Source organism: Bartonella sp. ML70XJBT.G, assembly GCF_028618575.1.
Lineage (GTDB): Bacteria > Pseudomonadota > Alphaproteobacteria > Rhizobiales > Rhizobiaceae > Bartonella.
The window spans coordinates 28,743-54,837 of record NZ_JAQITA010000002.1 but is presented as its reverse complement, the minus strand read 5'-3'; the positions used below and the strand labels follow the sequence as shown (position 1 = coordinate 54,837).

Here is a 26,095-nt window from a genome sequence, read left to right as displayed (position 1 = left end):
CGGCAAATTTAGAAAATCCCCAGAGATAAAATCAATCTGACAGATCTTCGTAAGGGAACACTCAAGAAAATGCAATGGGAGGCAACATAATCAAGAGATAACCTTCTATGTCATTTTATAAGAAAAAGTACAATAAAGACTTACGCGCACCTGCTATGCATTAAACACATAGCTCTTCAAAAGTACTTTATTAAAAAGACCACTGACGTGCTTTTAAAAAAATATAATCTCGAAAAGCATTCAGCTTTGCCAAATTCTTTAAAGCATAAGGATAACAAAAAAAGGTATCAAAAGAAGGAATATCCACCATATCAGGGAAAAGACGCACAAGACGCTCATCATTATTGACGATATAATCAGGAAGCACCGCAATACCAAGATCACGCATAAGCGCATTCTTAATTGAAATAATATTGTTGATTCGCAGAACTGAAGAACGCAAAGACCCATCACTTCTACCAGCCTTTTCCAGCCAATTTAAACCAGACAAATAATGCGGAACAGGTTCACCAAATGAAATAATACGATGTGCATCAAGTTCAGATAACTTTTCTGGTTTACCATAATTTGCAAGATAGTTTTCCGAAGCATAAACATGCATATGAATTGTAAAAAGTTTTCTTTGAATAAGATCAGGCTGCTGAGGTTGATGGAGACGAACAGCACAATCTGCATGACGCATTGTTAAATCAAGCTCTTCATCAGAAAGCAAAAGCTGAATTCGCATATCAGGATAAAGACTTAAGAATTCTGGCATCCGCTCTGCAATCCACCCCGCTCCCATTCCGAAAGTCGATGTAACCCGCAAGTGTCCGGTTGGTTTTTCACAACTTTCACTTAATTGCGATCGAACATTTTCAAGCTTCATCAAAACATCATGAGTTGTTCTATAAAGAATTTCACCCTGCTCGGTGAGAATCAAACCACGTGCATGACGCTGAAACAGGGGCACCCCCACCTCTTGTTCTAAAGCTGAAACTTGTCGTGAAACCGCTGATTGAGATAAATGAAGCTTTTGAGCAGCATGGGTAAAAGAACCAGCTTCTGCGGCAGCATGAAAAACCCTCAACTTATCCCAATCCAATGGTGACACCACAATTTCACCTCTTATTTTTTACTTTTTCAATAAATGTCATGCTTTGAGATCTAAAAAACGTTCTGCTTCCAATGCCGCCATACACCCCCTTCCCGCTGCCGTTATAGCTTGGCGGAATATTTCATCTGTAACATCACCAGCAGCAAAAACCCCAGCAATACTTGTTGCGGTTGAATCTGGTTCTGTCCACAAGTAACCTCCTCTTTTTTGTTTTAATTGTCCTTCAAACAAAGAAACAGCGGGATCATGCCCAATGGCAATAAACACTCCCTCTGCATTCACCTTCATTTCTTGACCCGTTTTAATATTTTTAAGACGTGCACCTGTTACAACCGCCCCCTTTGAATCTTGAGCTGGCAAACCAACAATTTCCTCTACGACATGATCCCAAAGAACACGTACATTATCGCGAGCGAACAATCTATCTTGCAAAATTTTTTCTGCCTTCAAATAACCGCGCCGATGAACTACACTGACACTTTTGGCCAAATGCGATAAATAAAGAGCTTCTTCAACAGCTGTATTTCCCCCTCCTACAACAATGACATCTTTACCACGATAAAAAAAACCATCACATGTAGCACAAGCAGAAACGCCTCCTCCCATAAAAGTCTGTTCACTTTCCAGACCAAGCCAGCGCGCTTGCGCCCCCGTTGCGATAATGAGGGCATCACAACAATATTGCGTTCCAGAATCTCCATATAAGGTAAAAGGATGCTTCAATAAATCAGCCTTTGTAATACTATCATAGACAATTCTTGTCCCCATATTTTCAGCTTGTTTTGCCATTTGTTCCATTAACCATGATCCTTGAATCGGATCAGCAAAACCTGGATAGTTTTCCACATCGGTTGTAATCATCAACTGCCCCCCCTGCTGCAAACCAGTAACTAAAACGGGCTTGAGCATTGCTCTTGCCGCATAGATCGCCGCTGTATAACCAGCTGGCCCCGAGCCAATAATAAGCAGGCGAATATGCGATTGAACCATAGAATCCCCTTACATTTTTTCTTATTTAATTATTCTATAAATTATAATGAAATGCAGCCTTTTAAAAAAAATTTCAACAGCCTAAATTATGGTGTATATGTATCTCTTTTCAAGTTTAATGAAAAGGACTTGATTGCCAATGTATCAAGGCATACTTAATATAGAAGTTGATCTTTATCATATAATAGAGAAAAACGTAAGTTATTATGGGCATAAAACCGTAACGAAAATGATACAAAGATAGGGAACGATCATTTTTCAATTTATTATCAATGTTTGTGCACGTTTTGCCTTAATCATGGGAGGAGCAATGCTTCTGCCAATTTTTATCGATTTGCACGACAATAACCATAATTGGATAACCTTTCTCTATTCTTGCGCCATAACGACCATGTTAGCGACACTGATTCTTTTAGCAACGAGAGGTGCAACTTGTCGTTTTTCAGCACGGCTTGGTTTTTTGCTCACCGTTTGTCTTTGGCTCACAGGGAGCGTTGTAGGTGCCCTCCCTCTTTACCTTTCTCCTCTTCCCATTTCCCTAGCAGGAGCAATTTTTGAATCCGTCTCTGGAATTACCACCACAGGCTCCACAGTACTTAACGGTCTTGATAATTTATCACGCAGTATTTTGTTATGGCGCTCTCTCATATGCTGGATTGGCGGCATTGGTTTTATCGGCTTAGCCTTATTGCTTTTGCCTTCACTGCGTGTTGGTGGAGTACAACTTTTTCATATGGAATCATCTGATAAATCTGAAAAAATATTGCCTCGCATCAACCAAATTGCTAACGGAATTATCATAGCCTATGTTGGCCTAACGTTGGCTTGTATGCTCTCCTACTTTGCTTCTGGCATGAGTCTATTTGATGCGATTAACCATGCAATGAGCACGATAGCCACAGCTGGTTTTTCAACCCACGATGCCTCTTTTGGCTATTTTTCTGACAAACCAGCCATCTTAATCACTTCAACGATTTTTATGTTGCTCTCCGCGCTGCCTTTCGTGCTTTATGTTAAATTAGTGCTTCCTGGCCGCTCAAAACGTTTCATTGATTCACAAGTTATTGTCTTTCTCTATATTGTTTTTCTTTTCAGCTTTGCTTTAGCAGCATGGCTAAAATTTCATGATCATCGCGCTTTTTATTTAGTTTTTCTTGATGTCATTTTTCATATCACATCCATCATCAGTACTACTGGTTATAGCGCTGAAGATTATCAACTTTGGGGTCCTTTTGCGCTTGGTATTTTTTTCCTTGTTTCTTTTACAGGTGGATGTGCAGGTTCTACCTCTGGTGGAATGAAAATCAATCGCCTCATAATCCTTTGGCGTATTACACAAACAAATATAGAAAAGCTCCTTTTTCCCAATGTCATTGTAAAAGCGCGCTACGATCATTTAAACATTTCGAGTGATGTTGCTAAAGCAGTATTATTTTTTGTCTGTCTTTACATGTTTTGTCTTCTTATTGGCACTGCACTTTTGCTTACAACAGGACTTGACTTTACGTCTGCCTTTACAGGAGTCCTCACCGCTCTTTCCAATATTGGTCCAGGTTTTGGAAATATTATCGGTCCTGTTGGCAATTTTTCTACAATCAATGATAGTGCTTTATGGATTTTGAGTTTTCTCATGCTGGCTGGACGTCTTGAAATAATAACGATATTCGTACTTTTTATTCCCGCTTTTTGGCGTGAACAATTTTAATGTACAGCATCAATCGGAACATGAATACAGATTGAGAAAACAAGTCATTAACTTTATAAAACGAAGCCCTTCTTGAATCAATAAAAGAATTTTTAAAGAGCGTCAAACACGTAAGTCACACAAGCAGTATAACACGCATACAAATGAGACTTCTAAATCATCTTTCCTAATGTACAAGCCATTTTTAAAAAAGCTGAATTCTCAAATATCATTCAAAAACTTTTAAAGCACATTATGGTCTCATAACATTCTTATTTATTAACTCTTCTTAATCAAAAAGGGAACTCTTTCACACATAACGTCAATATATTTTACCAATAACTTTTTATCACCAGTCCCCTGCTATCAATTTTATTATTGAAGAATACATGACTACCCCTCTCCCCTAAGAGAACACAAACAGCTTCAAAAACCTTCTACTCCGAAAAGAGTAGCGCATAAACTTCTCAAAGAAAGTTTCTTTTCACAAAGCCGGTACCCTAAAAGAGACAACAAATTGATTTATAAATATAATTTAGCGTCATTCATATTGAATGAGAAACCCGAATAGCATAAGATTCTCTCATTTCAAATCTGTTCATGTTGAATCAATTAAAATCATTCGCTTGCACATCACAAGTGGGGCTGGCGTGTGAGTAAAAATTGTATAAGAACGAATTAAAAATGCTTTTTATGAATTCTCTCAATGCAAAGCTGTCGCAACACTGGAAGGTTAGCAAAGTGAATGATATGGTGCTAGCTTGCTCCTTCATAAGCGTAAAGATCGTGATGTTCAATGGCTTTATCGTTATACCATCCATAGGTAGCACCATGAAATGAGCTTAGGAGCATTGAGAGGTGTCTTTTAAAAAAGCCCGTGAATTGGCAACAACAATAGCGCTTTGTTCTTCATGAGGAGTGTTTTGACCATTAAGCACCAACACAAGCCCTATGACACCAATGCACTTCTGTAATTTTATGATACCTTCACGCGCCTCAAGAAGTCATAAATTTCCAAGTCTTTTATCAAAAACTTGACCTTTTACAATTATAATACACAAAAATACCATGCATTTTGCGAAATAATATTGATGACTGTTATTGGTTTGGATAATGAGAAAAAACTTTTCAAGATCATGCATCCATTTCACGACTCAAGTTAAGATTCCATATATTTAAAGTGTTTTTTCCGCAAATATTTCCGCATAAACGCTCCCAATGGCTGCAGCCTCCTTTTCCAAAGGAAAGTGGGTACGCACATGCGCTAAAGCTTTTTCTCCCGCTATCATTGTTTTTTTGTAAATCAGCCAAATAAGGTTCAATTGCTGCCGTTAAAGCATCTCCATCCCCTGCTTGAACAACTGTTCCTGTTCCTTCCACCACCAATTCTTCATAAACTCCTGCATCACTCGCTACAACAGCTGTCTGTGATGCCATTGCCTCCAAAGGGGTTAAACCAACCCCTTCTGTACGCGAAGGTGCAACATATAGCGACAAACGACGGTACCACAAAGGTGTATTGAGTAGCTCACCAAGAAAAACAATACGATGATCCAAACCCGCTTCAGCAATTTTTTGGCGTATTTTTTTCTCAAAGTTATAATGTTGTTCTGTCGTTCGACCAGCAATAAGTGCTGTCCACTCAGGATAGCGCGGTAATAAAGCGATCATTGCCTCCACAAACAAATCAGTGCCCTTTGAGTGGCGCAGACGCCCAAAACATCCCACCGCATATTTTCCAGGAAGTCCTGACGAAGCAAAGTCATCATCAAGAATTTTAGGTGGAGAAAAACGTTGAATATCCACCCCATGCATAATAACTGTGTGCGGTACTTCTAGATAGGCTCCGGTACGCACACTGGTAGCAATCACCCTATCCATCTGCCGAATCAACCATTTTGTGAAAGACTTATGATGACGCTGAGAAGTCGATGTAAAGACGAGTTTAAGTTTCATTCGCAACACATCGCGCAAAAAATGCCACAAAGCATCTCAATATTGCGCCAAGCATGCCAAATACGAAATGGACTACCCATCGGGTTTTTCCAAAGCCCGAAAAGATCCTTAAAGGCAAGAGACGGTAAATTTTTGGGTAATCCAAATCCAAAAGTAGAAATACGTATACCTTATTCCCGTTGCAAAGGAATAAGTTGAATAACTGTAGACGTCACTCCTGATAGACGTTTTTTAAAGTGAGGAGCAATAATCTCCGTTTCTTGCAAGGATACCCGCATAACAATTTAGATGTATTGAACCTCAATAATTTCATAGTTATGTGCACCACCTGGTGCATTTACTTCAATGACATCACCTTCTTGCTTACCAATAAGTGCACGTGCAATAGGCGAGGAAATAGAGATTTTACCAGTCTTCACATCAGCTTCTTGATCACCAACGATCTGATAAACCTTCTTCTCTTCAGTATCTTCATCCAAAAGCTTGATAGTGGCTCCAAATTTAATTTTGTCGCCGGAAAGACGGGAAACATTAATCACTTCTGCCCGCGCAATATAATCCTCAAGCTCATTGATACGCCCCTCATTATGACTTTGTGCTTCTTTAGCGGCATGATATTCGGCATTTTCTGACAAATCACCATGGGCACGTGCCTCAGAAATTGCTTCAATAATGCGTGGACGTTCCTGTTGTTGACGCCAACGTAACTCTTCTTTAAGACTTTCAAAACCAGCTGTAGTCATCGGAACTTTTTCCATAATCCGTCCCTTTCTGTTACACGGAAGGTTCAATAAAATACAAAAAACGGCTTCCAAAATGACTTTTGGAATCCGAAAACCACAATCTATCTTATTATATAGTACAGCATCCCTATTTTCCATATAAAAATAAAAAAGAGAATAAAGCATTCACCACTTATATTAAAACCATTGCATATTTGGGCATCTCAAAGATCAAATTTTGCCCTCACCATTCAAAATCCTTAAGAAGTAATAATTGTATTTCTTGCTGTTTTATCGTAATTTAACTTGTATAAAGAGAGAAGAAAAGGAAATCTCTAAAGGAATCCTCTGCAGAAAAATGAAGACGTTCGTAATTTTCTTTGTGTTTATCTCTCTCTTTTTAGCCACAACCGTATCCGGAGCCGCGGATGCTTTTGTCACAAGAAACCTTAATTTGAGAACAGGACCAAGTACAAAACACGCACTTTGTGATTTAATCCGTGCCGGAGAATTGGTATTTGTGCAAACTTGTAAAGGAAATTGGTGCCATATTAAATATAACGCCCAAACAGGTTGGGTATCATCTCGTTACCTTTCATTTAAAGATGGCAATGATCTCTATCACACATACACAGTGTTTTCAGTCACAAAACAAAAAGTGCACACTCCATAACATCCCATGGGAAGAAGCAAAACTCCACAAAACAACATCATAGTGCAAGAAAAATAATGGACATGAAAAGCCATAAATGTCATCACACACCAAATATCGAAAGAGCGCCTTTCACATTCAAAACACAACGAATATCCTATGAAGACTCAAGGCGCTCAAATAAAATTGCTCAGGAACGTTTTTCCGTTATCGCGATTAAGTTGTAAAATTTGCTATTTCCTTTAAAATTATGAACACTTCGCTATCAAAGGATGCAACAATGAAAAATGGTGTCACAGCAACAGTGGAAGCGCTTTCTGCTCTGATTGCATCAGGAAATCCTCTTTTAAAGAATGGTGTATTATGGACACCACATCGTCCTGTACGTCCTGAAAAATCTGAAGGCGGTATTCCCTTTCAACTTGAAACACCCTTTGAAGCAGCAGGTGATCAACCTCAAGCCATAAAAACACTGGTTGAGGGCATTGAAAAGGATGAACGGACCCAAGTGCTTTTAGGAGTTACCGGATCAGGCAAAACCTATACAATGGCCAAAATTATTGAGAAAACCCAGCGTCCAGCTCTCATTTTAGCACCAAATAAAACTCTAGCGGCACAACTTTACGGAGAATTTAAAAGTTTTTTTCCTCACAATGCTGTTGAATATTTTGTTTCTTATTACGACTATTATCAACCCGAAGCCTATGTTGCACGCTCTGACACTTATATTGAAAAAGAATCCTCTACGAATGAACAAATCGACCGGATGAGGCATGCTGCAACACGCGCTGTCTTAGAGCGTGATGACGTCATTATTGTGGCATCTGTGTCCTGTATCTACGGGATTGGCTCGGTAGAAACCTATACAGCCATGACTTTGCAAATACAAAAAGGAGACAAACTCAATCAGCGAAAACTCTTAGCTGATTTAGTTTCTCAACAGTATTACCGACAAGACATAAATTTCATTCGTGGTTCTTTTCGTGTCCGAGGAGACACAATCGAAATTTTTCCTGCCCATCTTGAAGACCGTGCTTGGCGACTTTCGCTGTTTGGTAATGAAGTAGAAACAATCACTGAATTTGATCCTCTCACCGGACAAAAAACAGCTGAGCTTCAATCCATTAAAATTTATGCCAATTCACACTACGTCATACCGCGGCCAACACTCAATCAAGCTATGAAAGCCATTAAAATGGAGCTTATTCAACGTCTTGATGAATTGAACAAAGCAGGACGGCTTTTAGAAGCGCAACGTTTAGAACAGCGCACAATGTTTGATTTAGAAATGTTAGAAACAACCGGCTCATGCGCCGGAATTGAAAATTATTCACGCTATTTAACAGGACGACAACCTGGAGAACCACCACCAACCTTGTTCGAATATATTCCCAACAACGCTCTTGTTTTTATCGATGAAAGCCATGTCACGATTCCTCAAATTGGTGGTATGTACCGAGGTGACTTTCGCAGAAAAGCAACCTTAGCAGAATATGGATTCCGGCTTCCCTCCTGTATGGATAATCGCCCTTTGCGCTTTGAAGAATGGGATGCTATGCGCCCACAAACCATTGCTGTCTCCGCAACACCTGGTCGCTGGGAAATGGAACAATCTCACGGCATTTTTGCTGAGCAGATTATTCGCCCAACAGGACTTGTTGATCCACCAACAGAAGTACGGCCTGCCTCTAACCAAGTCGATGATGTTATCAATGAAATTCGTAAAACAATTCAAAAAGGCTACCGTACCTTAGTCACTGTATTAACCAAACGTATGGCTGAAGATTTGACAGAATATCTCCACGAACAAGCTATTCGGGTACGCTATATGCATTCTGACATTGATACATTAGAGCGTATTGAAATTCTTCGTGATCTCAGGCTTGGTACTTTTGATGTTCTGATTGGCATCAACCTGCTTCGAGAAGGTCTGGATATTCCAGAATGCGGTTTTGTTGCCATTCTAGATGCCGACAAAGAAGGTTTTTTACGCTCCGAAACATCACTTGTGCAAACAATCGGACGCGCTGCACGAAACGTAGACGGGCGCGTTATTCTTTATGCTGATACCATGACTGGCTCTATCGAGAGAGCATTACAAGAAACACAACGACGTCGACAAAAACAGATAGCCTATAATGAAGAACATCATATTACCCCCACCAGTATCAAAAAAAATATCGACGATATTCTCAATTCAGGAGGAGAAACCCACCATACTCCTAGAAAACTTCCTGATTTTATTAGGCAGAATAATATGGTTGGCAATAATTTAACAACCCATATTCAATATCTCGAAAAATCAATGCGTAAAGCAGCTGCTGATCTAAACTTTGAAGAAGCAGCACGACTTCGTGATGAAATAAAACAACTACAGAAAATAGAACTCGCAATAGCTGACGATCCTTTAACACATCATAGTGAACAATCTATCCACGAACCCATGATACAAGCAAATCTTTTTACAAAGCCAGATCTTGATCACATGGGGACAACAATAGATACTGGTATTTTGGAAAGTCGAAAAGCAAAAAAGTCCTCAAAAAATACTCTTAACAAAACAACACGAAAAAATCGGACCAATCAATAACCTAAAACTGTCAAGCTATTCAAAATAAATCTTTTTTCGCTAAAATCTTAAGAAGATATCATTAATAAACAACAACATTCCATAAATGAGTAATCTTAATATCAATGCTGTTCCAATTGAGCAAGAAACCTAACAAAGAAATGCTGTAAGAAAACATTTCTCATAATAATCTTTTCATAAGAAGATCAAATACCTCCCTAAAATATTTTTAAACTTTAAAGCAGGAACAACCAATCAAAAAATATCTTTTCCATATCCCCCAAACACCCCATATAGCATAATATAGATATAAACCCAATTTTTATAATCCGCTTCTTAAAAAACCATCAAACAAGAGAACATGCTTATGAAACACATAATTAAATAAAATTTATAGGCATGATAATATAATCTCATAATAGAAAGAGTGCTCTCACTTTCACGTTTCTTCCGCTTATTTTTAAGTTTTAAAAATAAAAGAAAGATAAAAAGACGATTTTACATAAAATTTTATTAACACCGTCAAAGTTAATACCAATCAATACAATGTTATAAATGAAAATACGCCAAGTATATTTCTTTAAAGCAAACTTTTGTCATGATTTTGTGTTGATATACATCCAAAGGATTTTTATTCGTTTTGTCAAAATAAATCAAAAACCGTTCAGATTGTGTTCAGTTTGACACGTATAGAATATGAAAAAATGCGAATTTACATAATAAGGAGCATCGCTATGAAAAAAATAATCAAATTAGCGGTATTATCAGCAATGACAAATGTAACTGTTTTTATGCCACTAAGCACAACGCTTGCAGATACATGGAGTTATGAAGAAGAAACTATCACGAAGACGATGAAGGGTATAGAAAAAAAAATAGATGATCATATGAAGGGTGTAGAGAGAGAAATTGATAACCATATGAGGAGTGTAAATAAAGAAATAGATGATCATATGAATAGTATGAAGAGAGAAATTGATTCTCACTTCTCTTCTCATTCTTTTCCTTCTTCTCATCGTCATAATGTCCAACGTGTAGCCTATACAGGAGCCGAACATCATCATCGTCATTTTGAGCATAGAACATATCATTATAGTGAACGCAACACGACAACACATCATCATCATACCCACAAACATTATGGATCTCGCAAAAAATCAGGAGATGCTTTAGCAGCAGGTATTCTTGGTCTTGCTGCAGGTGCGATTCTTAGCAATATTTTCAAAGAGCCAGAACGTCCACAAACACAAATCATTTATCAAACCCCACAACACCCCCAAGTAATTTATCAAGAGCCCCCTCAAGTTATTTATGAAGTTCAGACAACAACATATCACCCCCTCCAGCAATCAGACACGCATGATTGGCTTCAATATTGCAAGAAAAAATACCGTTCGTTTAATCCCCAAAAAGGAACTTTTCGAGGTAGTGACGGCCGAGAGCACTTTTGTTATGCTCCAGTAAATTAGCTTCTATGACACGCTACTAAAGAAGTTTTAAGCAACCAAAAAAACACTTGAGAGTGTTTTTTTGGTTATTGGGCGAACTCTTGAAGAAAAGGATTCCACTGGCGCTCATAGCCTAAGTAACTACTTGGTCCATGCCCACAGATGAAACGAACATCATCGCCTAAAGGCAAAACTTTATCTCGAAGTGATTTCATCAACGCTTCATGAGAACAGAAAGGAAAATCCGTCCGTCCAATAGAACCACGAAAAAGCACATCGCCCAAGAGAGCAAATCGTTGTTTTTCATTGAAATAAATGACATGACCAGGGGAATGTCCCGGTGTGTGAAAAACAGTGAACACATGTTCAGCAAAACGAAGAGTATCGCCATCTTCCAACCATTGATCAGGAACACAATTGCGTGCATCAGTAATGCCATAGCTTTTTGCACTCTCAAACGCAGCATCCATCACAGGTTTATCACCCTGATGTGAACCAATAATTTTAACACCAAGAGCTTCTTTTGCTTGCATTGCCGCTCCCACATGATCAAAATGCCCGTGTGTTATCCAAATAGCTTCAACGACAACGCCCATCTTTTGGATGACTTCTTGAATTTGAAGCCAATCACCACCAGGATCCACTAAAACCCCCACTTTTTTTTCATTATCAAAAAGCAAAGTGCAATTTTGTTGAAAAGGCGTAACCGGAATAATATGTGTACTAAAATTGCTCATCATATCCTTTTCAAAGTAAATTTTTTTCAACTTTATGAGAGAGAATTTTCTTCTGTATAGAGTAAAATAGCTTGCTCGACAGTTTTATGCAACTTATGTAAACTTGAACTTTATAAAAACACCATTTTGTTAAGGTTTTGAGAAATGACCGATCACGTCCAAGTTTTGTGTGATGATGCTCCTCACCTTCTTGTGATTGATGACGACACCCGCATTCGTAATCTTTTATTGCAATTTCTCATGAAAAATGGATTTCGTGTTTCAGTTTCAGCAAATGCTGATGAAGCAAAACGGCAACTTGCAAGCTTAGATTTTGATCTTCTTATAGTTGACGTCATGATGCCTGGACAAAACGGCATTGATTTCACCATCTCACTTCGTCAAACAAGAGACGTTCCTATCCTCATGCTCACAGCTTTGTCAGAAATAGACAATCGCATCGATGGACTAGAAGCAGGCGCAGATGACTATCTTGCCAAGCCATTTGACCCTCGTGAACTTCTCCTTCGCATTCATGCCATTTTACGACGTGGTTTTCCACTACAACAGCCTAAAATCGAGCAAATTGTTTTTGGACCCTATATCTTTTCCATTGCACGGCGCGAACTCAAGAAAGGAAGAGAAATTATTAAATTGACAGATAACGAACAAAAAATGATGGTTATTTTTGCCGAAAATGCAGGAGATATCATTCCACGCCATAAATTTGCAATGGATGATAAAAATATTGGCGAACGTGCAATTGATGTACAAATCAACCGCCTTCGCCGTAAGATCGAAGAAAATCCAGCACTCCCAATCTGGCTCCAAACCGTACGAGGAATAGGTTATAAACTTTCAGTTGAACAAGCATAGTATGATCACACCTGCAAGAAAACTTATCCTCTGGCTGACAAAGAAGATGCCAAAACGGCTTTATGCACGCTCTTTGATCATCATTATTGCTCCCATGGTCCTCCTACAAACAGTGATTGCTTATGTTTTTATGGAACGTCACTGGCAAATGGTGACTGAGCGCCTTTCTACCGCTGTTGTCCACGATATTTCAGCTATTATCGATATCATTGAAACATATCCGCAACAAGATAACTACGAAGACATTAAACGTATTGCACAACAACGTATGGGATTAAATATAGCACTCCTGCCTGCTTCCCCTCTTCCTCCAGCAGGACCGAAACCATTTTTTGCAATTCTTGATTATTTTCTCAGTGAAGAAATCACCCGTCAAATTAATCGTCCCTTCTGGATTGATACCGTAGGCGATTCTGATCTTGTCGAAATCCGCATCCACCTTGATCACGCTATCTTACGCGTATTTGCACCACGTAGCCAAGCCTATGCTTCCAATACCGCTATTTTTTTAAGCTGGATGGTAGGAACAGCGCTTTTTTTATTACTGATAGCGATTTATTTTCTGCGCAACCAAATCAAGCCAATTCAACAATTGGCTGAAGCAGCAGAAAGTTTTGGACGTGGTCGCCCTTTACCTGAGGGATTTCAACCACAAGGAGCAGATGAAGTTCGTCGTGCCGGCATTGCTTTTTTACGCATGCGTGAACGTATTGAACGCCAAATTGAACAACGTACCATGATGCTTTCAGGTGTAAGCCATGATTTAAGAACGATTCTCACACGTTTTAAACTTCAGCTCGCCTTAGCAAATACTGACTTTGATATGAAACCCCTTGAGCAAGATGTAAGCGACATGCAAAACATGTTAGAAGATTATCTTGCTTTTGCCCGTGGTGAAGGAAATGAAAGCGTTAAAACCTTTGATTTAAACACTCTCATGCAAAAATTTTCCACCGATGCACATCTTCACAAACGTCAATTTTCCTACACCATTGAAGGTCCTACACAAATACAAGTACGTCCCCGTGCCTTCACGCGCCTCGTGAGCAATCTTGTCTCAAATGCATTTTACTACGCCAACACCATCAAACTGACCGCTATATCTTACCAAGAATCCTTTATATTAATGATTGACGATGATGGACCTGGAATTCATAAAAATATGCGTGCAGAAGTCTTTAAACCATTCTTTAGACTCGACAAAGCAAGGAATCAAGATGCAAGTGGAACGGGACTAGGCCTTTCTATTGCTCAAGATATAGCCCGTAGCCATGGAGGAAACATTCAACTAGAAGATAGCCCTCTAGGGGGCTTACGTGCTATTATTGATATCCCCCTATAAACAAAACTTCACAATCGTTTTACGAAAACGCTCAACAAACTGTCGTCATTTAGGCATTCCCTACAGTTTCAAACAAAGTATATTGCAACGCCTTGTAGGCACTTTCGCCACGCCAAGCAACCATCTGAAATGCCACATAATGACTTTCACAGACTTTGAGTGCGTGTATCAACAATGTCTCAACTTGTATATGAGATGGATGGACCCCTCCAGCCAATAAAAGCCCTTGCCGATAAATAACCGAATTATTACTTCGCCAATAATCAAAATGTCCCAGTAACAATTTTTCATTAATTGCTAACAATAAGCGATGGATTTCTGCCGTCTGAGCATTTTCAATAGAAAGATCAAATGCACAAGCCAAATGAAGTGCTTCTTGTTCTTCCATCCATGAAAAAGCAATGCGATAATTTGCCCGTTTTCCTTCTACACAAACACGAATTTCATCTTGTGCATCCCGCTCAAACGACCAATCATATTTACAAGCAATCTGTTCAATAAAGTCAACAGGATGCTCTTCTCTTTCTGTGGCGCAAAATGCAAGCCTCATTATAATCCTCAATCATATTAAAAACATTTTCAACAGAATACAAACCACCCCAAATGTAACAACATTTTGTTACAACCAAAGCCTTTACACCAAGCAAATACACATTAAAAATAATTGACAGTACACAAGCACCCGCAACACAATAACACTTCCCCAACGCACTTGATAACTATAAAACGAATCATCAGGCTTTTTCAGTGTATTGATACAATTTTACAGCGCCAGTCCCCTGATCTAAAAAATATTTTTTTTTACAAGAAATAAATGGATAATCTCCTCTAACAGACTCAAGATTAAGCATTTTTTGGTTTTAGGAACTTTATTGAAAAATTGGGGATATTTTTTCTAAAACTTTCTTATAAAAATTATTTTACTTCTTTTGGTCTGTGTTTTTTTCCAGATCATCAAGACGTTTTTTTACATCCGCATTTTCGGCACTGGCTTTTAGAACCATTTCCTTAAAGGTTTCAAATTCTTCGCGTGGAACAAGATCAAGTTTATTTGCTATTTTTTCAGCCTGCAAACGAAAAGCCATTCCAGCTTCATGTCGTATACCTTGCACAATATCAGCAGCATCTGTTGCTAATTTTGCCAATTCATCAAGAATACGGTTTGATCCATTACGCATAATGTTTTTCCTTAAATTTAAATTATTGACGCACGCATTATAGCGTTTTTTTATAACATTTAGATACTGTATTTGTTCCTTTTACCCTACCATCTAGATTTTGTTTTAAGTCTTTTACACTCTTTTTACCATCATAAAATTTTAGCAGAAGAAACCAGTGGAAATCTACCACTCTCCCCGCTTGACCATTATACATTCATCTGTCATTCCTGACCATCGTGTAATCAAAGAGAAAATGCTTAATTCATGAACCATCTTGTCTGTCCAGCCATTGCTTTTCCAGATTTTCTCAATCCGGTAATTGTCCGTTTAGGTCCCTTATCTCTCCATTGGTACGGGCTTGGTTATGTGGTGGGTATTCTTTTTGCTTGGTGGTATGGGCAAAAGTTATTAGAAAAACAATCTCTATGGTCCGCTCATCGACCTCCTATAGATAAGGAAAAGATAGGGGATTTTGTTGCTTGGTCTGCGATCAGTGTTGTTGTTGGTGGCCGCTTAGGACAAGTGATTGTATGGGATCCCATTTATTATTTTAGTCATCCAAGTGCTATCATCGCAGTATGGGATGGAGGGATGTCTTTTCATGGCGGACTCATTGGCATTATCATTGCAATGATTTGGTTTGCCCGTAAAAATAACATCAAGATACGCGCAATGTTTGATATCATTGCTGCCGGTGCCCCCATTGGTATCGGCATTGTACGGATATGCAACTTCATTAACCAAGAATTATGGGGCAATGTTACCGCCCAGCCTTGGGCCGTTTGTTTTCCCTTGGATCCTCATTATTTACCACGTCATCCAAGCCAACTTTATGAAGCCTTCATGGAAGGATTCCTTCTCTTCATCATCTTATCCATTGTAATTTTTGCTTTCAAAGCATTAAAACGCTCTGGCGCTGTATCAGGAATATTCATTATCGGTTATGCAATAGCACGAAGTGTTTCAGAAGTTTACCGTGCTCCCCAAGAAGATCCAGAATGGTTTTCCAGCCTTTTTCATTCTGCTGGCTTCACCTATGGTATGGCTTTGTCTCTTCCAATGCTCCTTTTAGGGGGATATCTTCTTTTTCAAGCTTTCAAAGAGAAACCTAAAGAAAATGGCCACCCTGAAAGAAAAAATTAAGAAAATCATTGCCCTTCATGGCCCCATCCCTGTCAGTCAATATATGACGTTAGCGCTCACAGACCCTCAATTTGGCTATTATCAAACACAAACACCCTTTGGGCGTACGGGTGATTTCATAACAGCTCCTGAAATAAGCCAATTATTTGGAGAAATGATTGGTATTTGGCTTCTTGCTAGCTGGAAAGCTCATGGTTGCCCTCACCCCTTTATTGTTGCTGAAATAGGTCCAGGACGTGGAACTTTAATGAGTGACATTTTGCGTACCATGCAAAAATTATCTTCAACCGCATTTAATACAGCTGAAGTCTTTCTTATTGAAGTAAGTAAAAAACTGACAAAAGAACAAAAGAAATGTCTTGCACCTTATCAAAAAAAAATCCATAGCATTAAAAGTTTTGACCAAATTCCCTCAAAACCACTTTTTTTAATTGCGAATGAGTTTTTAGACACTCTCCCCATCAATCAATATATTAAAGTCGGCGGAGAGTGGAGAGAACGCCGCATTACAGTCAATAAAAAAGGGGATTTCATCTTTATTGCTGCCCCACATAAACTGCCCTCTTCTTGCTTACAATTTTATTGTTCTGAAATGCCTGATGGCACAATTTTTGAACATGCGCCCTCACGCCATCAATTGATGCAACAAATCAGCAAACGTTTAGTCCAAGTACAAGGTTCTGCTTTACTCATCGATTATGGTGCTCGAGATCTTGCCTTTGGCGATACACTTCAAGCACTCTCAAAACATAAATTTCGTGATATTTTTGAGGCTCCAGGTCAACATGATTTAACATCCCATGTTGGCTTTTCCTTTTTAAAAAAAATAGCTCTTGAAGAAGGTTGTTTTGCTGAAATCTCAGAGCAAAGAGACTTTCTTTTAAAAATGGGACTGCTAGAACGGGCAAGACAGCTTGGAGCGGGCAAAAATGCTACACTGCAAGACAAAATCCGCCAAGATATCGAGCGATTAGCTGGTCTAGATCAAATGGGAAAATTGTTTAAAGTCTTATATATAAGTGATAAAAATATCCCTATACCTCCGAGATTTTGATGACCATAAAATTTAACAAATACACACATCTCACACACCATTCTCTCTTTAATAACAACCATGTCTACAAGGAATATTTATGAATCCTGTTGCCCACCCCATCCTTGCAAAAGATCTATCTGCTTTACACACACACGGGATACGACATGGTTTTTTCACACGCCAATGTGGTATTTCAAAAAGTCTCTCTCAAAATTTTCATGTTGGACAAAATTCAAATGATCAATCTGTATATATCGCACGAAATCGCATTTTAATCGCCAATTACTTTGATGTTGAAGTAGAAAATTTAGTTACTGTCAATCAAATACACTCTTGTGACATTGTCGTAGTAAATCAAGCTTTTATTGATAAACCTCCTAAAGCGGATGCTCTTGTTACGACCACACCAAAACTCGTCATCGGCATTCTTACAGCAGATTGTGGACCAGTTTTATTTGCTGATCCACAAGCTGGTGTCATCGCCGCAGCACATGCTGGCTGGCGAGGTAGTTTAAAGGGAATTATAGAAAGAACCATTACCGTTATGGAAGAGCAAGGGGCTAAAAGATCATCGATAACAGCAGTTCTTGGCCCTTGTATTGGTCCTTGCCACTATGAAGTAACAGAAGAATTTTACTATCAATTTATCGACTACCAGAGTAAATTCCAAAAATATTTTGTAAAAACAGAGAAAATCAATCATTTTTACTTTAATCTATGGGCATTCATTATGAATCAACTCAAAGAAGCAGGCGTTTGTGCTTCCTGTGTAGAGCTTTGCACCTACCAAGATGAACAGCGTTTTTTCTCTTATCGGCGTGCAACACTGCGAAAGGAACAAGATGATGGACGACAGTTTTCTGCTATTATGTTGAATGGATAAAATGAATCTTTTTGCGCCTTTAAAAAGAATAGCAAAATTGCAAAACAAAATTTTTTCTTATAATGAAATAAAAATACTCTCAAATACTGTACTTTTTATCAAAAAAGCTTTCTTAATGTACAGAATGTCAAGCGTTTGAGTGCTCTTCTTTTCAAGATTTACTAATAATGAAATTTAAGGCAAACTCTTTTAACCTGAATTCTGCTTCATTTCTTTCATGGAGAAAACAATACGCATATTGTTTTAGAGAATAAGAGAAAAGAATTGAATCAATTTATTTCTTGACCTTATGGCCAAAAAACTTTGCTCTAAAAGCAATAAAATTTGGGAAAAAGAAAAAACAAAACACAGAGCTCTTTAACAATAAGAGATAAAATTGTAACACTTTTATAATTGTTTCCTTGCAATCTGATAATAAGAAGTTAAAAACCCTATCATACTCTACCATGACGACTCAGAGGTCCTACTATGAAGCTTTTCTGTGGCAATTCCAATCCACGTCTTGCTGAAGATGTTACAAATTACTTAAATATTCCCTTAGGTAAAGCAACCGTGAAACGCTTTGCTGATCAAGAAATTTTCGTAGAATTACATGAAAATGTCCGTGGACAAGATGTGTTTGTTTTACAATCCACATCCTATCCTGCAAACGATCATTTGATGGAATTACTTATCATGATTGATGCGCTTCGCCGTTCTTCGGCGCGACGTATTACCGCTGTCATCCCCTATTTTGGTTACGCTCGCCAAGATCGTAAACCTGGACCACGCACCCCCATTTCCGCAAAACTTGTTGCCAACCTGATTACCGAAGCAGGAGCCCATCGTGTTTTAACATTAGATCTTCATGCCGGACAAATTCAAGGTTTTTTTGATATTCCAACGGATAATCTCTATGCTGTTCCGGTTATTTCTCGAGATGTTAAAATGCATTACTCTCTTGAAAATGTTATTGTTGTTTCACCAGATGTTGGGGGGGTTGTACGCGCACGCTCTCTTGCTAAGCGCTTGAACAGTTTGCTGGCTATTGTTGATAAACGTCGGGAGCGTCCCGGTGAATCAGAAGTTATGAATATTATTGGAGATGTCTCAGGAAAAGATTGTCTTTTGCTCGATGATATTGTTGATTCAGGTGGAACATTATGCAATGCAGCAAGTGCTCTTCTTAAACACGGTGCAAGTAGTGTGACCTCTTATATCACACACGGTGTTCTTTCTGGAAATGCCATTGAGCGTATTACCAAGTCAGAGATGAAAGAATTGGTTATTACGGATTCTATTATGCCAACAGAAGCAATAGAGAAAGCACACAATATTCGTGTTTTACCAATTGCGGATCTGATTGGCGAAGCAATTGCAAGAACAGCTGCAGAACAATCTGTCTCAAGCCTATTTGGTTAAAGGGGGGCTTTGGGATCAGCTGGTGCTGTTTCCACACCAAACTCAGGAAAAGCGATAATGCGTTGACCGTTAAAATGCGTATGGATAACAATAAAACCGCGTTCTTCAAAATAACTTAAGAGACGACGTGCACGACTTAAAGAATGGGTTCCATAAAGGCGTGCTAAAAATGCATCTGATGGACAGGGTTTTCGGCTCAAAGCAGCCTGTGCCACATGCAAAAAAACACCTTGAACATCATCTTCTAAACTTTCCGATAGTTGCAAAAGGCGTTTCCAGCTTTCACTAACAGCAGTTTGTTCGTCAACATAAGCTTGGGCAACAGCCAATTTGCGCCGAAATTGCGAAAGATTTAAAGGATCTCCTGAAAGACCATGAATACGGCAACGAACCAAGAAATCTTGATAAAGTAGGGCTGTAGAACGATAGAATGCCTCAGGGTCATCAAGAATTTCCCGAATAACACCTTCTATCTGACTCTCTCGCTCCACAACAGAAAGTTCAGGAAATAAGCTCGGGTTTTCTTCCAACAATTCTTGTTTTTTATGCACAGCCTCTTCTAACATTTCATGAATTGATTTTTCACGCGCTGGTTCTCGTGATTGTCTAAAGGGAATTAAAATTTCCTCTGGCGAAGCAGTAAAAACAAGTTCTTTTGCATCCATTCGCTCTGTTGGAAGTGGCATTAATTTTGGACTAGAAGAACGTGCCAATGTTTCAACGGAACCAATGATAATCCGTAAAGAACGTCGTGATAAAGCAGGTCCTAAAGCGATAAAGTGCCCTCGCTCAAGATCTCTAAACATTTCTGCTTGACGGCGTTCCATTCCCAAAAGATCAGCAGCACGCACCATATCAATATCTAAGAAAGTTCGTCCCATTAAAAAATTTGATGCCTCAGCTGCAACATTTTTAGCAAGCTTAGCCAAACGCTGTGTCGCAATAACACCCGCAAGGCCACGTTTGCGCCCTCGACACATAAGATTTGTCATAGCACTAAGAGAAATTTTACGTGCTTCATCAGAAACTTCTCCCGCTGCTGCTGGAGCAAACACTTGTGCTTCATCAACAACAACAAGCATAGGATACCAATAATTACGCTCCACATCAAACAATGCACCAAGGAAAGCACCTACAGCGCGCATCTGTTGTTCCGTATCCAAGCCTTCAAGGTTGAACACAACCGAAACCCGATGTTGGCGAATGCGATGAGCAATACGCGTCAATTCCAATTCGCTGCGCTGTGCTTCAACAACAACATGGCCAAATTTATCTGCCAAAGTGACAAAATCGCCCTCTGGATCAATCACACAATGTTGCACCCATGCAGCACTTTGTTCAAGAAGGCGTCGCAAAAGATGTGATTTCCCTGAACCAGAATTGCCTTGTACCAAAAGACGTGTCGCCAATAATTCTTCCAAATCAATACATGCTGGTGCGGATTTACGCAAAGCATTACATTCCGCTGTCTCACCCAAGGCGATTTCAACTTTCATAACATCTCCAGTATTTACTTTTGAATATATCGGCTCTTCATTTTCTCCAAATAAACCATGCTTGTAACATTTCCTTTTTTCTAACGGTAGAAATCATCGATTTTTCCCACAACTCTTGCATCTGTGTAGAGTTTGAATTATAGAACAAACTTCTGCGTAGACACCCTTGGAGGCAACGCAGAATGGAGCAATCGCTGTTGACTAGCGCATATCTTCATATTCATACGAAAACTGTTGTTGGTTTTTGATGGATCTCCAATCATGTAAAAGGACTTAAATTATGAGCAAAAGCTATACTCTTAAGGCCGAAATACGCGAGCGGGTTGGTAAGGGGTCCTCCCGTGAACTTCGCCGTAACGGTCTCATTCCTGCTGTCATTTATGGTGAAAAACAACCACCTTTGGCAATCTGCGTACCCTATAAAGAAATTTTCTATAAAATTCACGCTGGTGGTTTTCGTACTACCGTTGCAACAATTGCAATCGGCAAAGAAAAAATTACCGTTCTCCCCAAAGATTACCAATTAGACCCTGTGCGTGATTTTCCGCTCCATGTGGACTTCCTTCGTATTTCAGCGAAATCCGTTGTGGAAGTGAATATCCCTGTACACTTCCTCAATGAAGATACAGCTCCTGGGCTTAAAAGAGGAGGTGTTCTCAATATTGTGCGTCACGAAATTGAATGTACTGCTCCAGCAAATGCTATCCCCGAAGCAATTGAGATAGACCTTTCCAGCTATTCTATTGGTGATTCTATCCATATTTCAGCGGTGCAACTCCCAAAAGACGTTACCCCCGTCATTCAAGATCGAGACTTCACCATTGCAACCATCGCAGCTCCTGCTGGCATGGATGTTAGTGATGAAACTTCTGAACAAGAAAATGGTGAAGACAACGCAAAGAGTTGATAAATTTTACAAGGCGGGAATTTTCCCGCCTTAACCCCTGCCCTAATCTATAGAGACATTTACAAACCTCTCACACTTTACTGAAGGTATACATGTGGCTTATCGCTGGTCTTGGAAATCCTGGTTTACAATACCAAAATAATCGCCATAATATTGGTTTCATGGCCATTGATGCGATTTACCAATCCTTGTCTTTTTCTCCATGGTCAAAAAAATTTCAAGCTGAAATCACCAATGGTCTCATAAACGGTGAAAAGACTTTTCTCCTAAAGCCTCAAACTTTCATGAATCTTTCCGGCCAAGCTATTGGTGAAGCTTTAAGGTTTTATAAAGTTGATTTGAAAAATTTGATCATCATCTATGATGAGTTAGATTTACGACCAGGGGAGATCCGTGTTAAAATCGGTGGAGGAAATAATGGACATAACGGTATAAAGTCTATTGATGCCCATTGCGGCCTTGACTATTACCGTGTACGCTTAGGAATTGGACGCCCTCATTCTAAAGAGCTTGTCCACCAATATGTTCTAGGAGATTTCACAAAATCGGACCAAGAATGGCTATCTCCTCTCTTAGAGGCAATTGCAAAAAATATCAGCTTCCTCATAAAAGATGATAAATCTCTCTTTATCAATGAGATTGCACAAATAATGAGAAATAAAAGCCTGCAATAAGAGCTCTCTCTAAGACATAAAAGCCAATATCGCCTTGTAAAATCACCTTGTAAATCAGTCGCTTTGTATCATTCTTATATGCAGTCTCCCCTGTTTGAAAAGAAAAAGAGCAAACAGTACGCCCCACATTATCAAATGAAGCGAGTGAAATATCTTCTCAAAAATTCACTTGTGTGAAAAAGAGGCTGTAGTAAGCATACACGCTTGATTGTGAGCTTTAAACTATAAAAGCACTCTTATTGTTTTACGATACCACAACAGATGCACAAAAAGGCCCCCCATTAAAGATTAAGCCACCTATTGATTAAAATGGCTTGTATTCTTTAAACTTAAAAAAATTCACTCGGATTAATGGTTGACTGTAGTGGATCGACAGCTGCGGATTGCTGACTGTAAACTTTTGGTCTCTCATTATTTTGCAACACCACCACGCGCGAACCAACAGGAACACGATCATAAAGGTCAATAATATCTTGATTAAGCAAGCGAATACATCCACTTGAAATAGCATGGCCAATTGACCACGATTCGTGGGAACCATGAATGCGGAACAATGTATCCTGCCCATTTTTATAAAGATAAAGTGCTCGTGCCCCCAATGGATTATCCGGTCCTGGTGGCATTCCTTGCCCCAAATGACCATAGCGTTCTGGTTCCCTAGCCATCATTGCCATCGTAGGAGTCCAATTTGGCCATCGGCGCTTACGCTGTACAACGCCTTCACCTTCAAATGCTAAGCCCTCTTTTCCAACTCCAATACCGTAACGCAAAGCTCTTCCATTTTCACCAATAAGGTAAAGGAAACACTCCTGCGTATCTATAACCAGTGTCCCAGGGGGATAAGAAGTATAATAAATGACCCTTTGACGCCAAAATTTGGGATCAATTGTTGCAAGATCAACAGCGGGCAATAAGTAAGGCTCATTCGTTACAGGACCATACAAGGCCTGCATTTCTGCTGGAATGTACCTCATTTGTTGAGGAGAACGAAACGACACATTTGACTTGTGCGTAGCACATCCAACCAAAGCCAAAGGTGCTGCAATTAAAAAGGCACGACGCGATAACACTCTTCTATTTTCTCCAATTCATTCTTCATGTCGACATGCATACTATGAAAAACTTAGCACATTGTTAACGTTAATTCAAAATTCTCTTACCCATTAAAGGAAAAAGTTTTTCAATATGTTGAAAAAAACAAATTGTTTTTTCAACATAGACTTTTTCCTTATCTACAGCAACAAGAGACTATAACTCTTCTCAAAATATGCTATAAAAACACTAAATAAGCGTTATCTTAATCATAAAATCAACAGAAAAGAAGACAAACTCATGGGTTTTAAATGCGGTATTGTGGGATTGCCTAATGTTGGGAAATCTACTCTTTTTAATGCACTCACAAAAACAGCCACAGCACAAGCTGCCAATTATCCTTTTTGTACCATTGAACCTAATACTGGTGAAGTTGCTGTTCCAGATTTGCGGATGGAAAAAATTGCCGCCATTGCTGGTTCAAAAGAAATCATTCCCACACGCATCAGTTTTGTTGATATTGCTGGGCTTGTACGTGGCGCTTCAAAAGGAGAAGGTTTGGGCAATAAATTTTTAGCCAATATCCGTGAAGTCGATGCTATTATTCACGTTTTACGCTGTTTCCAAGATGAAGATATTACCCATGTAGAAGGACGCATTGATCCCGTTTCTGATGCCACAACCGTTGAAACAGAACTTATGCTCGCAGATCTTGAAAGTCTTGAGAGACGAATTATACAAATTCGTAAACGTGCAACTGGAAAAGATAAAGAAGCTCTCACAACTCTTCCCATGATGGAAGCAGCATTAAGTTTACTGCAAAAAGGCAACCCTGTCCGGTTATTACGCCAAGATACCTCTGCCGAGGAAAACCGCATCCTTGAGAATTTAAATCTTCTCACTTCCAAACCCGTACTTTATGTATGCAATGTAAGTGAAAATGATGCCGCTCATGGAAATAGCTTCACCAAAACGGTCGAAAAAATGGCAACAGAACAAAGTGCTCAAAGCATTATCATTTCTGCTTCCATTGAAGCTGAAATTACCCAACTCAATGATGCAGAGGCTTCAGAATATCTGAATGCCCTAGGGCTCTTTGAACCAAGCCTAAACCGCCTCATTCGTGCTGGTTACTCTTTGCTTGACCTCATTACTTATTTCACCTGTGGTCCTAAGGAAACACGAGCGTGGACAATCACACGTGGCACAAAAGCACCCCAAGCAGCGGGGGTCATCCACTCAGATTTTGAACGTGGCTTTATCCGCGCTCAAACCATCAGCTACGAAGATTATATTGCTTTAGGAGGAGAAAACAGTGCAAAAGAAGCAGGGAAAGCCCGCGATGAAGGTAAAGAATACATTGTACAAGACGGCGATATTATGTTGTTTAAACATAATACTTAAATATTCGCTTCATCTCAATATTTGACATCTACGAAAGAAATAACAACAACCTTTTATGGTCAACAATACGTCGTTTTATGAATCTTTTTAAAGTGATGAATGGGCAAATAAAGAGAGGGATAAGCTTTTCATTTCCCTCCCTCTCTTATAGTTTCTCTAAGGTATGAAGAATGAACTATCCGATTTGAGGTATTTTTAGCTGTCCTAAACCTCCGAAGTCCTTTTCTTCCAAATAAAATTAAAAGCATTCGTTTCCTGCACCGTCACAATCATTAAGCTTTAATCTCAATTTGCCCCTGATTTCTTTAAGAAACGGCAATAACTTTTTGCTTAAAATTTTTCTTCCCGACAAACGATCTGTAAAAAACAGTGCCATCATCTATTAGGACAGCAACTGTTCTAACCGTAGAGAATGGAAATATGAAATTAGCGTGCCCAACGTCCTTCGTATTTAAATGTTGGAGCTTCCTTTAAAGAATCCTTTGTTGCATTCGTGATAAGTTTCCACTTACCATAATCATTTGTCATCTGGATTGTTTCTGGAGAAACGACCACATAACTCTCCCCTATACCAAGGAACCCACCAACAGCAATAACAAACCCTGCAATGTTATTTTCACGCAAAATAATATCTTTGACTTCACCAATATTTTCATTTTCTATATTGTATACATCTGCACCAATAAGACTCGAAGCAACAAAATCCGTTGCTAAAGGTGTAACATAACGCACAGACATATCTGATCCCACCTGTACAGTACCCATCGACGAAATCATTTCAGATTGAGAAGGCACTTCAAAAGACTGCGCCCAAGTACCAGAAACCATTAAAGCAGATATAAGAGCAGTATAGGCAATTTTTTTCATTTTAACATCTCCGTTTTACTTTGCTTTTACTTTATAAAGTG

Annotated in this window: 22 protein-coding genes and 1 pseudogene; 13 read left to right on the top strand and 10 right to left on the bottom strand. The window is 39.1% G+C overall.

The window, feature by feature from the left end; all coding sequences use genetic code 11:
- Nucleotides 1-190 precede the first annotated feature (190 nt).
- Nucleotides 191-1,096, bottom strand: a complete 906-nt coding sequence (locus PVV64_RS01515) for a LysR family transcriptional regulator (protein ID WP_273759324.1) — start codon at nt 1,094-1,096, stop codon at nt 191-193.
- A 36-nt stretch (nt 1,097-1,132) separates the two neighbouring features.
- Nucleotides 1,133-2,086 (bottom strand): thioredoxin-disulfide reductase, encoded by a 954-nt coding sequence (gene trxB, locus PVV64_RS01510; RefSeq protein WP_273759323.1) that lies wholly within the window; start codon nt 2,084-2,086, stop codon nt 1,133-1,135.
- A gap of 310 nt (nt 2,087-2,396) precedes the next feature.
- On the opposite strand from trxB, the gene PVV64_RS01505 reads away from it, so the two are divergent.
- Nucleotides 2,397-3,791: a TrkH family potassium uptake protein gene (locus PVV64_RS01505; RefSeq protein ID WP_273759322.1), complete on the top strand. Its 1,395-nt coding sequence runs from the start codon at nt 2,397-2,399 to the stop codon at nt 3,789-3,791.
- A gap of 1,154 nt (nt 3,792-4,945) precedes the next feature.
- Here the strand turns inward: PVV64_RS01505 and PVV64_RS01495 are convergent.
- Nucleotides 4,946-6,004: pseudogene (locus tag PVV64_RS01495) on the bottom strand (glycosyltransferase family 4 protein).
- A gap of 6 nt (nt 6,005-6,010) precedes the next feature.
- Nucleotides 6,011-6,484 (bottom strand): transcription elongation factor GreA, encoded by a 474-nt coding sequence (gene greA, locus PVV64_RS01490; protein ID WP_208440456.1) that lies wholly within the window; start codon nt 6,482-6,484, stop codon nt 6,011-6,013.
- Nucleotides 6,485-6,806: 322 nt separating this feature from the next.
- On the opposite strand from greA, the gene PVV64_RS01485 reads away from it, so the two are divergent.
- From PVV64_RS01485 to PVV64_RS01475, 3 genes are all read left to right on the top strand, one after another.
- On the top strand, nt 6,807-7,121 hold the full coding sequence (locus PVV64_RS01485) for an SH3 domain-containing protein (RefSeq protein WP_273759321.1): 315 nt from the start codon (nt 6,807-6,809) through the stop codon (nt 7,119-7,121).
- A 259-nt stretch (nt 7,122-7,380) separates the two neighbouring features.
- Entirely contained in the window at nt 7,381-9,690 is a 2,310-nt protein-coding gene (gene uvrB / locus PVV64_RS01480; RefSeq protein WP_273759320.1) for an excinuclease ABC subunit UvrB, read from the top strand.
- Nucleotides 9,691-10,403: 713 nt separating this feature from the next.
- Nucleotides 10,404-11,138: a BA14K family protein gene (locus PVV64_RS01475; protein ID WP_273759319.1), complete on the top strand. Its 735-nt coding sequence runs from the start codon at nt 10,404-10,406 to the stop codon at nt 11,136-11,138.
- 65 nt (nt 11,139-11,203) lie between these two features.
- Here PVV64_RS01475 and PVV64_RS01470 read toward each other — a convergent pair whose 3' ends face one another.
- A complete protein-coding gene (locus tag PVV64_RS01470) occupies nt 11,204-11,854 on the bottom strand; it encodes an MBL fold metallo-hydrolase (protein WP_273759318.1) in 651 nt (216 codons plus the stop codon).
- 144 nt (nt 11,855-11,998) lie between these two features.
- Between PVV64_RS01470 and PVV64_RS01465 the strand changes: the two genes are divergently transcribed.
- Both PVV64_RS01465 and PVV64_RS01460 read left to right on the top strand, forming a co-directional pair.
- Nucleotides 11,999-12,709 carry a response regulator gene (locus PVV64_RS01465; protein ID WP_273759317.1) on the top strand — a complete coding sequence of 237 codons (711 nt, stop codon included), beginning with the start codon at nt 11,999-12,001 and terminating at the stop codon, nt 12,707-12,709.
- Between the two features lies 1 nt (nt 12,710).
- Entirely contained in the window at nt 12,711-14,051 is a 1,341-nt protein-coding gene (locus PVV64_RS01460) for an ATP-binding protein (RefSeq protein WP_273759316.1), read from the top strand.
- Between the two features lie 49 nt (nt 14,052-14,100).
- Here the strand turns inward: PVV64_RS01460 and PVV64_RS01455 are convergent, their stop codons facing one another.
- Entirely contained in the window at nt 14,101-14,601 is a 501-nt protein-coding gene (locus PVV64_RS01455) for a YbjN domain-containing protein (protein WP_273759315.1), read from the bottom strand.
- 370 nt (nt 14,602-14,971) lie between these two features.
- Nucleotides 14,972-15,229 (bottom strand): accessory factor UbiK family protein, encoded by a 258-nt coding sequence (locus tag PVV64_RS01450; RefSeq protein ID WP_273759314.1) that lies wholly within the window; start codon nt 15,227-15,229, stop codon nt 14,972-14,974.
- A 246-nt stretch (nt 15,230-15,475) separates the two neighbouring features.
- Here PVV64_RS01450 and lgt point away from each other — a divergent pair, with 246 nt between their 5' ends.
- The 4 genes from lgt to PVV64_RS01430 all read left to right on the top strand — a co-directional run bounded on the left by lgt (nt 15,476) and on the right by PVV64_RS01430 (nt 19,674).
- A complete protein-coding gene (gene lgt / locus PVV64_RS01445) occupies nt 15,476-16,354 on the top strand; it encodes a prolipoprotein diacylglyceryl transferase (RefSeq protein WP_273759313.1) in 879 nt (292 codons plus the stop codon).
- Nucleotides 16,329-17,408 carry a class I SAM-dependent methyltransferase gene (locus PVV64_RS01440; protein WP_273759312.1) on the top strand — a complete coding sequence of 360 codons (1,080 nt, stop codon included), beginning with the start codon at nt 16,329-16,331 and terminating at the stop codon, nt 17,406-17,408. The genes lgt and PVV64_RS01440 overlap by 26 nt, the downstream gene beginning before the upstream one ends.
- A 79-nt stretch (nt 17,409-17,487) precedes the next feature.
- Nucleotides 17,488-18,273, top strand: coding sequence for a peptidoglycan editing factor PgeF (gene pgeF, locus PVV64_RS01435; protein ID WP_273759311.1), 786 nt, complete (start codon nt 17,488-17,490; stop codon nt 18,271-18,273).
- 468 nt (nt 18,274-18,741) lie between these two features.
- Nucleotides 18,742-19,674, top strand: a complete 933-nt coding sequence (locus PVV64_RS01430) for a ribose-phosphate pyrophosphokinase (RefSeq protein WP_273719795.1) — start codon at nt 18,742-18,744, stop codon at nt 19,672-19,674.
- On the opposite strand, the gene PVV64_RS01425 is transcribed toward PVV64_RS01430, so the two are convergent.
- On the bottom strand, nt 19,671-21,170 hold the full coding sequence (locus PVV64_RS01425; protein WP_273759310.1) for an ATP-binding protein: 1,500 nt from the start codon (nt 21,168-21,170) through the stop codon (nt 19,671-19,673). The genes PVV64_RS01430 and PVV64_RS01425 overlap by 4 nt on opposite strands.
- A gap of 280 nt (nt 21,171-21,450) precedes the next feature.
- Between PVV64_RS01425 and PVV64_RS01420 the strand changes: the two genes are divergently transcribed.
- Nucleotides 21,451-22,077: a 50S ribosomal protein L25/general stress protein Ctc gene (locus tag PVV64_RS01420; RefSeq protein ID WP_273759309.1), complete on the top strand. Its 627-nt coding sequence runs from the start codon at nt 21,451-21,453 to the stop codon at nt 22,075-22,077.
- Between the two features lie 92 nt (nt 22,078-22,169).
- On the top strand, nt 22,170-22,751 hold the full coding sequence (gene pth, locus PVV64_RS01415) for an aminoacyl-tRNA hydrolase (protein WP_273759308.1): 582 nt from the start codon (nt 22,170-22,172) through the stop codon (nt 22,749-22,751).
- 329 nt (nt 22,752-23,080) lie between these two features.
- Here the strand turns inward: pth and PVV64_RS01410 are convergent, their stop codons facing one another.
- Entirely contained in the window at nt 23,081-23,821 is a 741-nt protein-coding gene (locus tag PVV64_RS01410) for a L,D-transpeptidase (RefSeq protein ID WP_273759307.1), read from the bottom strand.
- Nucleotides 23,822-24,083: 262 nt separating this feature from the next.
- Between PVV64_RS01410 and ychF the strand changes: the two genes are divergently transcribed.
- Nucleotides 24,084-25,187 (top strand): redox-regulated ATPase YchF, encoded by a 1,104-nt coding sequence (gene ychF / locus PVV64_RS01405; protein WP_273759305.1) that lies wholly within the window; start codon nt 24,084-24,086, stop codon nt 25,185-25,187.
- 426 nt (nt 25,188-25,613) lie between these two features.
- On the opposite strand, the gene PVV64_RS01400 is transcribed toward ychF, so the two are convergent.
- The gene (locus tag PVV64_RS01400) at nt 25,614-26,054 is read right to left on the bottom strand and encodes a PRC-barrel domain-containing protein (RefSeq protein WP_273759303.1); all 441 of its coding nucleotides are present in this window, start codon (nt 26,052-26,054) and stop codon (nt 25,614-25,616) included.
- Nucleotides 26,055-26,095: the final 41 nt, after the last annotated feature.

Bases quoted from the DNA above. Each gene is read 5' to 3' on its own strand.
- trxB (WP_273759323.1), bottom strand. From the start codon at position 2,086: ATGGTTCAATCGCATATTCGCCTGCTTATTATTGGCTCGGGGCCAGCT.
- PVV64_RS01505 (WP_273759322.1), top strand. From the start codon at position 2,397: ATGCTTCTGCCAATTTTTATCGATTTGCACGACAATAACCATAATTGG.
- greA (WP_208440456.1), bottom strand. From the start codon at position 6,484: ATGGAAAAAGTTCCGATGACTACAGCTGGTTTTGAAAGTCTTAAAGAA.
- PVV64_RS01485 (WP_273759321.1), top strand. From the start codon at position 6,807: ATGAAGACGTTCGTAATTTTCTTTGTGTTTATCTCTCTCTTTTTAGCC.
- uvrB (WP_273759320.1), top strand. From the start codon at position 7,381: ATGAAAAATGGTGTCACAGCAACAGTGGAAGCGCTTTCTGCTCTGATT.
- PVV64_RS01475 (WP_273759319.1), top strand. From the start codon at position 10,404: ATGAAAAAAATAATCAAATTAGCGGTATTATCAGCAATGACAAATGTA.
- PVV64_RS01470 (WP_273759318.1), bottom strand. From the start codon at position 11,854: ATGAGCAATTTTAGTACACATATTATTCCGGTTACGCCTTTTCAACAA.
- PVV64_RS01465 (WP_273759317.1), top strand. From the start codon at position 11,999: ATGACCGATCACGTCCAAGTTTTGTGTGATGATGCTCCTCACCTTCTT.
- PVV64_RS01460 (WP_273759316.1), top strand. From the start codon at position 12,711: ATGATCACACCTGCAAGAAAACTTATCCTCTGGCTGACAAAGAAGATG.
- PVV64_RS01455 (WP_273759315.1), bottom strand. From the start codon at position 14,601: ATGAGGCTTGCATTTTGCGCCACAGAAAGAGAAGAGCATCCTGTTGAC.
- PVV64_RS01450 (WP_273759314.1), bottom strand. From the start codon at position 15,229: ATGCGTAATGGATCAAACCGTATTCTTGATGAATTGGCAAAATTAGCA.
- lgt (WP_273759313.1), top strand. From the start codon at position 15,476: ATGAACCATCTTGTCTGTCCAGCCATTGCTTTTCCAGATTTTCTCAAT.
- PVV64_RS01440 (WP_273759312.1), top strand. From the start codon at position 16,329: ATGGCCACCCTGAAAGAAAAAATTAAGAAAATCATTGCCCTTCATGGC.
- pgeF (WP_273759311.1), top strand. From the start codon at position 17,488: ATGAATCCTGTTGCCCACCCCATCCTTGCAAAAGATCTATCTGCTTTA.
- PVV64_RS01430 (WP_273719795.1), top strand. From the start codon at position 18,742: ATGAAGCTTTTCTGTGGCAATTCCAATCCACGTCTTGCTGAAGATGTT.
- PVV64_RS01425 (WP_273759310.1), bottom strand. From the start codon at position 21,170: ATGAAAGTTGAAATCGCCTTGGGTGAGACAGCGGAATGTAATGCTTTG.
- PVV64_RS01420 (WP_273759309.1), top strand. From the start codon at position 21,451: ATGAGCAAAAGCTATACTCTTAAGGCCGAAATACGCGAGCGGGTTGGT.
- pth (WP_273759308.1), top strand. From the start codon at position 22,170: ATGTGGCTTATCGCTGGTCTTGGAAATCCTGGTTTACAATACCAAAAT.
- ychF (WP_273759305.1), top strand. From the start codon at position 24,084: ATGGGTTTTAAATGCGGTATTGTGGGATTGCCTAATGTTGGGAAATCT.
- PVV64_RS01400 (WP_273759303.1), bottom strand. From the start codon at position 26,054: ATGAAAAAAATTGCCTATACTGCTCTTATATCTGCTTTAATGGTTTCT.